The following is a 13513-nucleotide window of genomic DNA, read 5'->3' on the forward strand; positions in this document are numbered from 1 at the left end:
GGAGAGCACTTAATGTGCTCTCCGTGCGAGCAGGACTGTCCGAGCAGGCGACCAAAGCCCCCGGCGCGCCCGGTCAACCTCGCAGTTAGGCATTCAGCTTGACGATCGGAGCGAATCCTTTCATCAGCTTTTTGGTCTGGCCGGTCTTTTCGAATTGAACCTCGATCATGTCTCCGGCGACCGAGATCACGGTGCCCGTGCCAAAGGTCTTGTGGCTCACGGTATCGCCCGCGGAAAAGTCCTGCGATGCGCTGGCGCGATCGACCTTGCGCTCCACCGTCGGCGACACCTTGGATGACGGCTTTTTGGCTCGCGGCGCGCCCGAGCCAAAGGTCGAGGCAACACGGCCGGCGTCGGGCGAAACCCCACGATGGCGCTCGGTGCCATAAGTGCTGCCGCCAAAGAAGTCATCGAAGCTCGATCCGCTACGCGATCCAGAGCCGCCGGTCGAGCGCGTATGCGAGCCAAACACCTTGCCGCCATACATGTCCGAGCCCATACCCGAGCCAAACGTGCCGTGACGGTCGCCGCGCTTCTCCCAGCCCGTGCCCTCAAAACCGGCAGAACCGATACCGCTAAACTCGATGTCCTCAAACGGAATCTCGTTGAGGAAGCGCGAGCGCGGGTTGGCAGAGGTCGAGCCGTAGGTGCGACGCGTGGCCGCATAGGTCAGGAACAGGCGCTTACGGGCGCGCGTGATGGCGACGTAGGCTAGGCGACGCTCCTCCTCGAGCTTGCCCGGATCATCGCTGCCGCCAAAGTCATGCACGTGCGGGAAGATACCCTCCTCCATGCCGGCCACGAAAACCGCCGGGAACTCCAGGCCCTTGGCGGAGTGGATGGTCATCATAGTGATGGCATGCGTCTCGCCGGCCAGGGAATCCAAGTCGGAGCGCAGGGCCAGCCACTCCATGAGTGCCGGCAGCGCCTTGCAGGTGAGCGGGCCGTAGGTGCGCTCGATCTCGTCGGCATGCACGGCGCCCGCCGGCATCTCCGTCGGCGCGGCATACGCGTTGCCCGCGATGGCGGCGGCCAGAGCATCCTGCGGAGACAGCGCCGGAGCGGCCAAGCTATCGAGCGGATTGGAACCTGCGGCATCGCGCGCGCCGACGAGTGCCTCAAACGAAAACGCGGGCGCAGACGGGCCGGGCTCGGGCGCAGGCGCGCTCACCACAACGGGCTCGGGCTCAACGTCGGCGGGCACATCGGCAACACCAGCAGCGCGCAGCTCTTCTAAGCTCTCGAGCGTACCCTCGATATCCTCGTGCGTCTCCTCAAATTCGGCGGCGACGCCCAGGAATTCCTGGATGTTCTCGGCGCGGCTCTCGGACTCCATGGTGCCTTCGGCGCGAAAAGCCTGCAGCAGGCCCGTCTTATCGACAATCATCTCGACGACGTCCTTGAGCTCGCCGTCCATGCGACGGCCCTCGCGCACCAGCGACACAAAGCTCGACAGGCCGTTACGCACCTTGGCGCTAAACATGCCCGTCTCGGCTGTTGCGATCTCGCAGGCCTGGAAGAACGAGCAACGGTTGTCGCGCGCCAGCTGCTCGATCTTTTGGATCGAGGTGGAGCCGATGCCGCGACGCGGCGTGTTGATGACGCGCTTGACGCTCATCTCGTCTGCCGGGTTCACGATCATCTTAAGGTAGGCCATGACGTCGCGGATCTCGGCACGGTCGAAGAATCGCGTGCCGCCCACGATCTTGTAGGGCACGCCTGCGCGCAGGAACATATCTTCGAGGATACGCGACTGGGCGTTGGTGCGGTAGAACACGGCGATATCGTCGTAGCTCGTGCCTTTGGCATGCAGTTTTTCGATCTCGCCGGCAATCCAGCGGCCCTCGTCGCGCTCGTCGCTTGCCTGGAAGGCCTGGATCTTCTCGCCATCGCCCTCGGCCGTAAACAGACGCTTGTCCTTGCGCTGCGAGTTGTGGCGCACCACGGCGTTGGCGGCGCTCAGGATATGACCCGTAGAGCGGTAGTTCTGCTCCAGCTTGACGGTCTTGCAGTTTTTAAAGTCCTTCTCAAAGTCCAGGATATTGGTGATGTCGGCGCCGCGCCAGCTATAAATGGACTGGTCATCGTCGCCTACGACCATGAGGTTTTGGTACTTGGCGGCCAGCAGGTTGGCGATCTCGTACTGGACGTGGTTGGTGTCCTGATACTCGTCGACGCTAATGTAGCGGAAGCGCTCTTGGTACTTGTCGAGCACCTCGGGGCGGGTGCGCAGCAGCTCGAGCGTGCGCACGAGCAGGTCGTCGAAGTCCATCGCGTTGGCGGCGCGCAGGCGGCGTTCCAGCTCCAGGTAGACCTGAGCGGCCTTTTTGTCGTTGGGGCTGTCGGCGGATTTAAGCATGTCCTCGGGGCCGATCATGGCGTTTTTGGCCGAGCTGATCTTGCTGCGGATCATGTTGATGGGGAACTGCTTTTGCTCGATGCCGAGCGCCTGCATAATGTCGCGCACCATGCGCTTTGAGTCATCGTCATCGTAGATGGTGAACTGACCGGTGTAGCCCAGCAGGTCGGCGTCCTCGCGCAGCATGCGCACGCACATGGCATGGAAGGTGCACACCCACATGCCACGGGTGCCGCTGGGAATGAGTGCCGCCAGACGCTCGCGCATCTCTGCCGCGGCCTTGTTGGTAAACGTGATGGCAAGAACCTGCCAAGGTTTAACACCCAGGTCGCCGAGCATATGTGCGATGCGGAAGGTCAAGACGCGGGTCTTGCCCGAGCCGGCGCCGGCGAGCACCAGCAACGGGCCCTCGGTGGACAGGACCGCCTCGCGCTGGGCGGGATTAAGGCTGTCAATGTCGACGAGCGGCTTGGCGGGCTTGGGCGCCGGCGCGGGAGCGTCGTAAATGTCGAGCGGGACGAGCTCGGGCTCCGGCGCAGCATGGGCGGTGTATGCATCGAGCGGCACGGGTTCCGGCGCGGGCGGCACGGATACCGCGGCGTTCTTTTCCCAGGGCAAGGGCTGGGTCATGGGCGACTCCTCATCTGACGGACGGCGCGCCTGCGGGCGGCGCCATAGTTTGAGCCGTACCAGTATACCGAGCCGCGCGGACACCGACGCAAATCACACCACGACTCCGTGCGTCACCGTCAGGCCCGCCCCAGCGAATTTGGCGCAATGGGGTCAGGTTGGTCTGCACCAATCAATTGACAATCACGAAACCGCCGATGTCATGGCAGCAGCAGCGAGCGGTGGCCGGGGCGAACAAATTGGCATGAAAAGGGGCGGCATAGACCTTCTGGTCATGCCGCCCCCTTTGAATGACAAGTTGTCGCCCCGGCCGCCGCGCAGCGTCGACTAAGTTAGAGGCCGAGCATCGGCTCCAGGACAAAGAAGTACGCGAGCACCACGATGCCCAGGATGATGCGGTAGACGCCGAAGCACTTAAAGTCGTGACGGCGCACGAAGCCCATAAGCCACTTGATGGCAATGAGCGACACCACAAAGGCGACGACGCAGCCCACGCCCAGGATGGCGATTTCGTTGGTGCCGAAAGTACCGCCCTTAATAAAGTACTTGACCAGCTTGAGCGCGCTCGCGCCAAACATAACGGGAATAGCCAGGAAGAACGTGAACTTAGACGCCACCGAGCGCGTGCAGCCCAGCAGCAGGCCGCCGATGATCGTGGAGCCGGAGCGCGATGTGCCCGGAATCAGCGAAAGCACCTGGAAGCAACCGATACCCAGCGCGGTCTTCCAGCTCAGATCCTCGAGCGTAGTGATGGAGCCAAAGTCCAAGCTATCGTCATCGTCTGCGGCGGCAGTCGCAGCGGGCGCGGCAAAATGCGCACCGGCGGGACGTCCGCCCGCCACCACAGCACGCGAACCAAACGAACCGGCAAGAGCAGCCTGGTCGCGCTTGTTCGCGCGCCAGTTCTCGATCACGATAAACAGCACGCCGTACACAATGAGCGCCAACGCCACGACGGGAGCATTGTAGAAATGCTCCTCCATCCAGTCGTTAAGCGGCAGACCGATCGCCGCGGCGGGAATGCAGCCGAGCACAATCTTGCCCCATAGCACCCAGGTGTCGCGACGGCCCTCCTTGCCCTTGCTGGGCGAGAACGGGTTGAGCTCATGGAAGAACAGGACGCAGACGGCCAAAATGGCGCCAAGCTGAATCACGACCAGGAACATGTTCCAGAACGTCTCGCTCACGTTCATCTTAACGAACTCGTCCACCAAGATCATGTGACCGGTCGACGAAACGGGCAGCCATTCGGTGATGCCCTCGACCAGGCCCATGAAGGCAGATTTTAGAAGCTCGATGATATCCAAAGGGACCCCCTCGTTAGACACCCGCCGATATTGTTCTGCGGACGGTGCGGGCGATGTCCCATTATCAACCGTTCAGGCGCGTCTGCGCCTACCCTTACCAAAAAACTCGTCCGTTCACAGAATTGCGAGCGGTCAAACCGAAATCCTTGGGTATAACTGCAACAAGATAAAGTGTCCGGCGGCCAACGCGCCCGCGCCCGCCCGATGCACGAGCCCCGCGCCCGTGCGATAGACCAAGGAGGAAACCATGAACGAGGGCTACACCAAGGTATTTGTTTCACTCGACGGTACTGAGCAGCAGGATTTTGTGCTCGCACGCGCCATCAAGGTCGCCGCGAACAACGGCGCCAAGCTAATCATCGGCCACGTTATCGATTCCACGGCGCTCGAGAGCGCCGGTTCCTATCCGGTTGATCTGGTCAACGGCCTAGAGGAGGCATTTAAGAACTCCATCGCCAAGCAGCTCGAAGAGGCCAAGGCCAATCCCGACATTCCCGAGGTCGAGGTCATGATTCGCGCCGGCCGCATTCGCGAGACGCTCAAGGACGAGATGCTCGACGTGGTCAAGCCCGACCTGGTGCTCTGCGGCGCCCGCGGCCTGTCCTCGATCAAGTATGCGCTGCTGGGTTCGATTTCGACGTTCCTGCTGCGCAACACGGACTGCGACATCTTGGTCGTGAAGTAGGTTCCTTCCCGCCGGCGCAAGGCCTGCGGGGTTATCACGCCGACGTCCTCGCCGCTTCGCGGCTGCGGGATGTCGGCTTAGATAACCCCTCCCGGCCTTGCGCCTTCGTCACCGCACCTCAGCGAGTTGGCTGATAAAAGATGGCGTGCCGCCCCGTTTGGGGCGGCACGTTTTTGTTTGGGCGGACGTCTGCCGCGTGCGTTACTCGAAGTATTGGAATTTGTTGGTCGAGAAGGCGAACGTTACGACGAAGCCTTCGCCGGGCTCGGATGCCGCGGTGACGTCGATGCCCATCTTGGAGCACAGGCGCGCCACCAGATAGAGACCGATGCCCGTTGCGCGCTTGGTGGTGCGGCCGTTGTCGCCGGTAAAGCCCTTCTCGAACACGCGCGGCAGGTCTGCCGCACACACGCCACAGCCGTTGTCGGCAACGGTAAGCTCGATGCGCTCGCTTGCCAGACCCTCGTCCAGCAACGCACCCGAAAACACGATCTTTGCGCCGTCCTCACGCGCATATTTAATGCTGTTCTGAATGAGCTGGCCCAGAATAAACTCGAGCCACTTCTCGTCGGTAAAGACCTCAAAGTCGAGGTTCTCGCACACCGGCGCCACGTGTGCCGCGATGAGCTCACGCGCATTGGCCTTGATTGCGCCCGTCACCAGAGCCTTGAGGTTCCAACGTCGAATCAGGTAATCGCGCTCCACAACCTCCGAGCGCGCATAGTAGAGCGCCTGGTCGATATAGCGCTCCACGCGGGCAAGTTCGCGTGCCAGGTCGTCCACGCGCGACAGGTCGTCTTCGCCGCTGTCTAGGTTTTCCAAAATCAGGTGAGCCGCCGCCAGGGGCAGCTTGGCCTCGTGGACCCAGCTCTCGATATAGTCGCGATAGTCATCGGTCTGACGCCGGCCTTCGGCAACCTCGTCGCAAGCGGCTTTACCCACGCGACGCAAGACCTCGTACTCGAGCTCGCCCTCGGCATAGGTCGGGCATTGCACCATCTCCTGCACCCATGCGGGACTCTCGAGCTCCTCTGCCGCACGCTCCAGCTGACGCAAAAAACGACGGCGACGCGCATACTCGATCACGATGCCGAGCATACCAAAGATAAAGGACACGCCGACCGCCACGACCACAATAGAGACGGGTGCACCGGCGACCGTCAGCACAAAGCAGCTCAGCAGCACGCCGCACGCCCACACGGCGACGGGAAGTAGCGCGTCTTTAAAGAACTTGGCAAATGACATAGCCGGCCCCTAGACCGAATAGCCCTGACCGCGGTGCGTGGTCAAATACCCCTTGATGCCGATTTTTTCGAGCGTAGTACGCAGGCGGTTGATGTTGACGGTGAGCGTGTTGTCGTCCACGAAGGCGTCGGAGTCCCACAGGTCCTGCATGATGGCCGAGCGCGAAACGATCTTGCCCGCGCGGCTCAGAAGCAGTGAGAGGATACGCAGCTCGTTTTTGGTGAGCTCGGTGCTAGTGCCGGTTTGCGTGTTGGTGACCATTGAGCGGGCGAGGTCGAGCTCCAGCCCCTTGTGGACAAGCGTGCTGCGCTCGCCTGCCACCGCGGTGCGACGCAGCAGTGCGTTGATGCGCGCCACGAGCACACGGGCGCTGTAGGGCTTGGGAACAAAGTCGTCCGCGCCGAGCGTCATGGCCATGACCTCGTCGATCTCGGTCGTGCGCGACGTGAGAACGATGATGGGGACCTCGGATTCGCGACGGACCTCATGGCAGATGTGCTGGCCGTCTTTGACAGGGAGCGTGAGATCGAGCAGCACCAGGTCGGGCGCGGCGGCGAGAATATCGCGCGAGACATGCTCAAACGATTCGCAGGCCTCGATTTCAAACCCAGCGCGGGCAAGGATGTCGACAAGCTCACGACGAATGGGCTCGTCGTCCTCAACGACATAGATCAGCGCCATGTGTCCTCCCATTTCGCGTAACTTGCACCTTCCACACCATTATGCCCACGGCGTCGCAGCGATACGACCCCGTGGGCACCTAATATGACAAAAGTGTTCGGTAGCCTTGAGAAAAAATAGGGGGCCTCGGTCCTAAATCGATCGACCCCATCACTTCGCCCTCGAGCCTCTACTCGAGCGTACGCATGTACGCAGAGATGGCATCCAGGCCCTTCTGCAGGTCGTCGGTGTTATCGGAATATGCATAGCCGATGCGCATGCTCTTGGGCTCCTCGAAGCAATCGCCCGGGGTGACGAGCGCGCCGGACTTCTTAATCATGTCGATGCAGAACGTCCTGGAGTCGATGTCGTAGTCGTAATACACGAGCGCGGTGGTACCCGCCTCGGGCTTGACAAACGACAGGTGCGGCTCGCTCTCGACCCACTTCTCCAGAACAGCAAGGTTCTGACGGACGATGCGACGGCTGCGCTCAAGGATCACGGAAGCGTTGCCCAGAATCAGCTCCGCCACCGTCTCGCTGAATATGCCGGCGGAAATCAGGTTGTAGTCGCGATGCGAGAGCAGCGCGCGACGAAGTTCCGAGCTCTTGGTGACCGCCCAGCCCAGACGCAGGCCGGCAAACGACCAGACCTTGGACATGGATGCGGTGACGACGGCCTTGTCGTACAGGTCGATCACGGACTCGCAGTACTCATCCGTCTGAGTAAGCAGACGGTAGACCTCGTCGCAGAGCAGCCACGCGTCGTGTTTGCGCGCAACCTCGACAATCGCCTTGAGCGTATCGGTGTCGAGCAGGGCGCCCGTGGGGTTGTCCGGGTTATTGATGCAGATGAGCTTGGTATCGTCGGTCACCAGGGCATCGAGCGCGTCGACGTCGACGTGATAGCCGTTCTTGCGATCGAGCTGAAGGATATCGACCTTCGCACCGCACATCTCGGGAATCGAGTAAAGCTGCTGGTAGGTGGGCTTGACGGAGACTACATGATCGCCCGGTTCGACGAGCGTGGAAATAACCAGGGAGTTGGCACCGGTCGCGCCGTGCGTGGGCACGATATGCCCGGGCTCGACCGTCTTATAGAGACGCGCGACCCCCTCGAGGAAGCCGGGCTGCCCCTCGATGTCTCCGTAGGTGAATCGGCGCGAGCACAGGCTGTCGAGCCACACCTTCTTGTCGGTGTTCGTAAGCTCGAACAGCTGGTCGAGCGTGAGGGAGTAGACGCACGTCTCCGCAACGTTGTGGGTGCACTTGGTCTCCCACTCGTTCATCCACTGCTCGACGGCGAAATCCTTGATCTGCATTGCCGTTTCCTTTCCTTGACTTTCTTACAGTTCCACCACGGTGCCCAGCCCCGCCTCGACGGCGCGGTCGTAGGCGATTTTCGATGCCGAAAGGTCCTGAACGGCGATGCCCGACGTATCGAACACCGTCACCTGCTCGTCATCCGAACGACCCGTAGCCGTGCCGGCGATGACTTCGCCGAGCTCCGCTTTGATGCCCTCGGGCGTGATGGCACCCTCGGCAACCGGAATCTCCAGCTCACCGGACGCGACCGATTGCTCGCGGTCGTCGACGTAAACAGCGGAACGGGCGACAAGCGCCGAGGCGAGCTCCTGCTTGCCGGGCATGTCGGCACCGACGCAGGAGATATGCGTACCGGGGCGCACCCATGCATCGGGGATGATGGGCTTGGTCGCCGGCGTGATCGTCACGATGATGTCGGCCTCTGCCGCGGCACCTTGGCCGTCGGCCGTCGCCTCGATGGAATAGGTGGATGCCTCGCGAGCATGCTCGCAGGCGCCCAAGATATGGGCGACCTCGTCTCGCATGCGCTCGACGCGGGCCTCGGGCGCGGCATCGGAAACCGGATCCCACACCCTGACCTCGCTCACTTTGGGACAGGCGGCGAGCACGCCTGCCACCATATAGGTGCTCATATGGCCGGCACCCGCAACAAGCAGTTTCGACGCATCCGCCCGAGCCAGCCACTTGGCACCGAGCGCAGCGGCGGCACCGGTGCGAAGCCCAGTGACGGCGGAGGCATTAAGCAGCGCCAGCGGCTCGCCCGTCGCGTTGTCGCACAGCAACGTGGTGCCAAAGATCTCGGGCAGTCCCTTTTTGGGATTCTGAGAGAACCAGGCAGTGAGCTTGAGACCGAAGAGGCCGCTTCCCGCCAACTCGCCCGAGCGGATATCCATATCGGCCACGCCGGGTTCGAACTGCTCATATACCATTGGCCACGCAACACCCTTGCCCGTTGCCTTCTGGCGATACGCATCCTCCACGGCAGCGATTGCATCCTCGATCGTCAGCACCCTGGAAACTTCCTCGGCCGAAAGCACCACCATATGCCCCATCATCGCTCCTCTCAGCGAAAGTTTTACGTTGCTTCACTGTACGGTTTAGTAACGATGCCGCCAAGGATCATTTCTTGTTGGAATCTACAACGATTCTCAATCTAATTTTTCGTTTTATCAGCATGTATTTGAACTATTTCTCGCATCAACAGCATACAGATGTGCGATTATCCTATTTATACCTGTACTTATTGTAGCTATTTACAAGGTGATGTTGATGCTATACACCATCTCGGACTTCTCACGGGAATATGAGGGGTCGGTCCGCCTAATCGCCGGCAGCGATGGCGTCTCGCGTGCCGTATCCGGCGTCGGGATCCTCGATTACGAACTCATGCCCGGCCTCAAGAACAAGTACCAGCGCGTCAACTTCAGCCCAGACGAGATCGTCCTCAGCACCTTCCTCTATGCGAAGGACGACCCGTACCTCATCACTGAAGCCGTGAAATACCTCGTCGCCAAGGGGACGAGCGGTCTTATCATCAAAAACGTCCTGCACATCCCGATTCCCGACCAAGCCATCCGCTATGCCAACGCGCGGCACTACCCGGTCTTTCTCACGACCGACGACTCGCTGTTCTTTGACAGCGTCATCTATGAAGTCAAACGGCATATCGAGCAGCTCGCGTCCATCGACTTCGCACAGCGCGAGATCGATGCCCTGAGGACAGACGTATCGCCTGAGTCCATCTGCCGACGCATCCGAGGCCTCAACCCGTCATTTCTGGACGAAGCGATCGCCCTGTTCACATCGTTTGCAGAGCCCCTCGACCCGCGTACGTTTTTGCAAATCGAACGTCTCTGTGCAAAATCGACCCTCGCCGGATGCCACAACATGCTGGCGCCCTATGACGGAGGTTTGCTATTCGTAGCGACAAGCGACTCGGAGCAGGCGCTCGATGTGGAGCGAATCGTACAGGCGCTCACGGAGCTCATCGAGGCTAGCAGTATCGATGGCGGAGCGGAAGGGCTCGGCATCAGCGATATTCTGTTTGGAGACGAGGCGGTGGCGCAGGCGATCTCGCAGGCGATTTACGCACAGCGCCTATCTTGTCAACGAGCCGAGGGTCCCGTCCGCTATACGCAGCTCGGCATCCTGAGAACCGTGATGCCTTTTGCGGAAACCCCGGAGATGCGATCGTTTTCGGAGGCGATTCTCTCGCCGATACGCGAGCACGACAGCGAGCATGGCAGTGAGTTGGAATCCACACTCGCCGCATTCATCGAGAACGACCGACGTATCGAGCAAACCGCCAAGCAGACGAGCCAGCACCCGAACACGATTCGATATCGCCTCGATAAGGTGACGGCTCTCACCGGACTGAGCTACAAATGCGCCCCGGAGATGGAGCAGTTGTCGCTCGCCTACGCCATCGAACGCGCTCGCTCGCTTCAGTAAGCCCACCCCGCCTTGAGGTTAGGAGCGGCGGGCGCGGAGCTTTTCGTAGCCTTCGGCAAAGAAGGCGACCGTGACAGCGTCGACCTCGGCGGCGTCCGTCTCGGTCGCGGGGACCACGCCGTGCTCGTCGCTCACCAGGAACAGCGCGCCCTTAAGCTGCGCGGGAATGTCTACGCGCGTGACCGGGATGCCCTTGGTCTGGGCCAGCTGCTCGATGAGCGTCGCCGTGCCACACAGGCACTCGTCCGCCGGCGCCACAAAGGCAAGTTCGCCGTTGTTGACGGCGGCGAGCAGCTCGGGCGCCACGCCAGTTTCGTCAGCCTCGGAGCGGGCCTCGGCGGAGCGGGCGCGCAGCGCCTTGGCCGACGTATCGGCCAGCGGCTCGTACTCCCCCACCGTCATGGCGGCGTTGCCGTTAATGTCGATCACCAGCATGAGCACGCCGTCGCGTGCGGTGTAATCGCCCTCGGCAAGCGACCACTCAACGTGCTGTTTGGCCCAGCTGAGCATGTTATGGGTAAGCGGCTCGCCCTGCACCAGGCGCTCGGACAGCGCGCGGATGTGGCGGTTGAGCATGGGCACCTTTTTGTTGGACATGCGCCAACGGCAGACAAGCGCGGGCTTGTCGAGCGTAAACTTCTCGACCGCCTCCTGATTAGCGCAAAAGTCCTCGTACGCACGCTGATCCTCGGCATTGCCAAACAGCTCGGCATCATCAATCTGGGGCATGGTCATACCTTTCGTGTTAGTCATTCCGTCCTCTTATACCAAAAAGACGGCCCTCCAAACGGAGCAGCCGTCTTTTGCGGAGATTATTTTGACGATATGGTCAGGCGACCGATCAGCTTAATGGGATAGAACAACATTCCATTAAGGGTTTTCCAAGTGCCCGAGATTGCCCCGAAAGAGGAGCGCCGCGTACTAAATGTACGCAAGCGACGGTTTGAGGGGCAAGATCGGGTGCTTGGGAAAGCCTCTAGTGCCTAAAATGCCTGGCCCCCGTGAAGACCATCGCAATACCATGCTCGTTGCAGGCCTGGACGCTCTCGTCGTCGCGCTTGGAGCCGCCGGGCTGGATGATACAGGTCACGCCGTGCGCGGCAAGCACGTCGACGTTGTCGCGGAACGGGAAGAACGCGTCGCTTGCACAGGCAAAGCCGCCCTTCTCCACGCCCTCGCGCTCGCAGAAGTCCTCGGCGCGCTCGCAGGCAAGCAGTGCAGAGTCAACGCGGTTGGGCTGACCCGGGCCCATGCCAATGCCGGCCTTACCCTTGGAGACCAAGATGGCGTTGGACTTGACGCCCTTACAGACCTTCCAGGCAAACTCGAGCTCGGCCATCTCGGCGTCGGTGGGCTTGCGGTCGGTGGGGAACGTGAAGGTCGCGGGATCCTCGGTCACGTGGTCGACTTCCTGTACCAGCATGCCGCCGTCGACGGAGCGCAGCTCCACCTGGGCGCCGTGGTCCACGCCGCCGGTAGCCAGCACGCGCAGGTTGGGGCGCTTGGCCATGCGCTCGAGCGCCTCGGCAGTGTAGCTCGGGGCGATGATAACCTCGACGAACTGCTTGTTCTGATCGGCAAAGTGCTCAACCAGCTCAAAGGGAACCTCGCGGTTGCAAGCGATGATGCCGCCGAAGGCGCTCTTGGGATCGCAGGCGAAAGCGCGGTCGTAGGCGGCCGTGATGTCCTCGGCCACGGCGGAGCCGCAGGGGTTCTGGTGCTTGAGGATCACGCAGGCCGGCTCGTCGAACTCGCGGACCAGGTTCCAAGCGGCGTCGGCATCCAGATAGTTGTTGTAGCTGAGCGGCTTGCCCTGGATCTGCTCGGAGCCCACGAGCGGGAACTGCGAGCTCGCGGTGTTCTCGCAGCCCTCGGCAAAGCGATAGACCGTGGCCTTCTGCTGCGGGTTCTCGCCATAGCGCAGGTCGTCGACCTTCTCCAGCGAGATCTCGAGCTTGGCAGAGGTGTCCGCCACGTCGCTTGCCTGAGCGGCAAGCCAGCGGGAGATGGCCGTGTCGTAGGCGGCGGTGGTCTGGTAGACCTTCACCTGCAGGCGACGACGGGTGGAAAGCGTGGTGCAACCGCCGGTCTCGCGCATCTCGGCCAGAACGGCGTCGTAGTCGGCCGGGTCGGAGATGACGGTAACGCTCGTGGCGTTCTTGGCGGCAGAGCGCAGCATGGAGGGGCCACCGATGTCGATGTGCTCGATGGCATCCGCGAAGGTGACCTCGGGGTTGGCGACGGTCTTCTCGAACTCGTACAGGTTGACGACGACCAGGTCGATCAGCTTAATGCCGTGCTGAGCCGCCTCCTGCATGTGCTGCTCGGAATCGCGGCGGGCCAGCAGCGCGCCGTGGACCTTGGGGTGCAGGGTCTTAACGCGGCCGTCCATCATCTCGGGATAGCCAGTGAACTCCTCGATGGGGGTTACGGGAACGCCCGCGTCCTCGATGGCACGAGCCGTGCCGCCCGTAGAGATGATCTCGACGCCAAAGTCATCGACCAGCGTCCGTGCGAAATCGACGACGCCCGTCTTATCGGTAACCGAGATCAACGCGCGTGCGATCTTCACATCAGATCCCATGCAGTCCTCCTGTCTGGTACGCCGCCGTGCTCTGTGAGTCGGTGATACGTCGATCTGCAGCGCTCGCGCAGCGGCATTGAAAATACTGATTTAATGTAGCGCATCGAGCGCATCGATGCACCCCGCAACGCACGCATGTGCAGAAAAAGTTTGCGAGCGGAGGGGGGTGAGCACGGCACCGGGCACGGTGAGTTCATGGAACACAGGGGCACCATAATTAGATGCCAATAGCGTGGTAGAACTGTGCTCAATATGCATCCGCGAAAG

10 protein-coding genes are annotated in these 13513 nt (G+C 61.5%); 2 read left to right on the forward strand and 8 right to left on the reverse strand.

Going from position 1 to position 13513, the window contains the following annotated elements; genetic code table 11:
- Nucleotides 1-85 precede the first annotated feature (85 nt).
- The gene (locus ABCN01_RS07845; RefSeq protein ID WP_342996092.1) at nucleotides 86-2989 is read right to left on the reverse strand and encodes an ATP-dependent helicase; all 2904 of its coding nucleotides are present in this window, start codon (nucleotides 2987-2989) and stop codon (nucleotides 86-88) included.
- Nucleotides 2990-3321: 332 nt separating this feature from the next.
- On the reverse strand, nucleotides 3322-4296 hold the full coding sequence (locus ABCN01_RS07850) for an undecaprenyl-diphosphate phosphatase (RefSeq protein ID WP_342996093.1): 975 nt from the start codon (nucleotides 4294-4296) through the stop codon (nucleotides 3322-3324).
- Between the two features lie 247 nt (nucleotides 4297-4543).
- Between ABCN01_RS07850 and ABCN01_RS07855 the strand changes: the two genes are divergently transcribed.
- Nucleotides 4544-4981, forward strand: coding sequence for a universal stress protein (locus tag ABCN01_RS07855; RefSeq protein WP_006235921.1), 438 nt, complete (start codon nucleotides 4544-4546; stop codon nucleotides 4979-4981).
- Nucleotides 4982-5182: 201 nt separating this feature from the next.
- Here the strand turns inward: ABCN01_RS07855 and ABCN01_RS07860 are convergent, their stop codons facing one another.
- From ABCN01_RS07860 to ABCN01_RS07875, 4 genes are all read right to left on the reverse strand, one after another.
- Complete coding sequence (locus ABCN01_RS07860) at nucleotides 5183-6226, reverse strand: sensor histidine kinase (RefSeq protein ID WP_342996094.1); 1044 nt, start codon at nucleotides 6224-6226, stop codon at nucleotides 5183-5185.
- A 9-nt stretch (nucleotides 6227-6235) separates the two neighbouring features.
- The gene (locus ABCN01_RS07865) at nucleotides 6236-6907 is read right to left on the reverse strand and encodes a response regulator transcription factor (RefSeq protein WP_342996095.1); all 672 of its coding nucleotides are present in this window, start codon (nucleotides 6905-6907) and stop codon (nucleotides 6236-6238) included.
- 169 nt (nucleotides 6908-7076) lie between these two features.
- Nucleotides 7077-8207, reverse strand: coding sequence for an aminotransferase (locus tag ABCN01_RS07870; RefSeq protein WP_342996096.1), 1131 nt, complete (start codon nucleotides 8205-8207; stop codon nucleotides 7077-7079).
- Between the two features lie 24 nt (nucleotides 8208-8231).
- Nucleotides 8232-9263 (reverse strand): ornithine cyclodeaminase family protein, encoded by a 1032-nt coding sequence (locus ABCN01_RS07875; protein ID WP_342996097.1) that lies wholly within the window; start codon nucleotides 9261-9263, stop codon nucleotides 8232-8234.
- 217 nt (nucleotides 9264-9480) lie between these two features.
- On the opposite strand from ABCN01_RS07875, the gene ABCN01_RS07880 reads away from it, so the two are divergent.
- Nucleotides 9481-10662, forward strand: coding sequence for a PucR family transcriptional regulator (locus tag ABCN01_RS07880; protein WP_342996098.1), 1182 nt, complete (start codon nucleotides 9481-9483; stop codon nucleotides 10660-10662).
- A gap of 18 nt (nucleotides 10663-10680) precedes the next feature.
- Here the strand turns inward: ABCN01_RS07880 and ABCN01_RS07885 are convergent, their stop codons facing one another.
- Together ABCN01_RS07885 and purH are read right to left on the reverse strand one after the other, a co-directional pair.
- On the reverse strand, nucleotides 10681-11415 hold the full coding sequence (locus ABCN01_RS07885; protein ID WP_342996100.1) for a hypothetical protein: 735 nt from the start codon (nucleotides 11413-11415) through the stop codon (nucleotides 10681-10683).
- A gap of 223 nt (nucleotides 11416-11638) precedes the next feature.
- Nucleotides 11639-13246: a bifunctional phosphoribosylaminoimidazolecarboxamide formyltransferase/IMP cyclohydrolase gene (gene purH / locus ABCN01_RS07890; protein WP_342996101.1), complete on the reverse strand. Its 1608-nt coding sequence runs from the start codon at nucleotides 13244-13246 to the stop codon at nucleotides 11639-11641.
- Between the last annotated feature and the right edge of the window lie 267 nt (nucleotides 13247-13513).

Source organism: Collinsella aerofaciens, from assembly GCF_039062365.1.
In the GTDB taxonomy this organism is placed as follows: Bacteria; Actinomycetota; Coriobacteriia; order Coriobacteriales; family Coriobacteriaceae; genus Collinsella.

Coding starts and splice junctions, on each gene's coding strand:
- ABCN01_RS07845 (WP_342996092.1), bottom strand. CDS start 2,989: ATGACCCAGCCCTTGCCCTGGGAAAAGAACGCCGCGGTATCCGTGCCG.
- ABCN01_RS07855 (WP_006235921.1), top strand. CDS start 4,544: ATGAACGAGGGCTACACCAAGGTATTTGTTTCACTCGACGGTACTGAG.
- ABCN01_RS07860 (WP_342996094.1), bottom strand. CDS start 6,226: ATGTCATTTGCCAAGTTCTTTAAAGACGCGCTACTTCCCGTCGCCGTG.
- ABCN01_RS07865 (WP_342996095.1), bottom strand. CDS start 6,907: ATGGCGCTGATCTATGTCGTTGAGGACGACGAGCCCATTCGTCGTGAG.
- ABCN01_RS07870 (WP_342996096.1), bottom strand. CDS start 8,207: ATGCAGATCAAGGATTTCGCCGTCGAGCAGTGGATGAACGAGTGGGAG.
- ABCN01_RS07875 (WP_342996097.1), bottom strand. CDS start 9,263: ATGGGGCATATGGTGGTGCTTTCGGCCGAGGAAGTTTCCAGGGTGCTG.
- ABCN01_RS07880 (WP_342996098.1), top strand. CDS start 9,481: ATGCTATACACCATCTCGGACTTCTCACGGGAATATGAGGGGTCGGTC.
- ABCN01_RS07885 (WP_342996100.1), bottom strand. CDS start 11,415: ATGACTAACACGAAAGGTATGACCATGCCCCAGATTGATGATGCCGAG.
- purH (WP_342996101.1), bottom strand. CDS start 13,246: ATGGGATCTGATGTGAAGATCGCACGCGCGTTGATCTCGGTTACCGAT.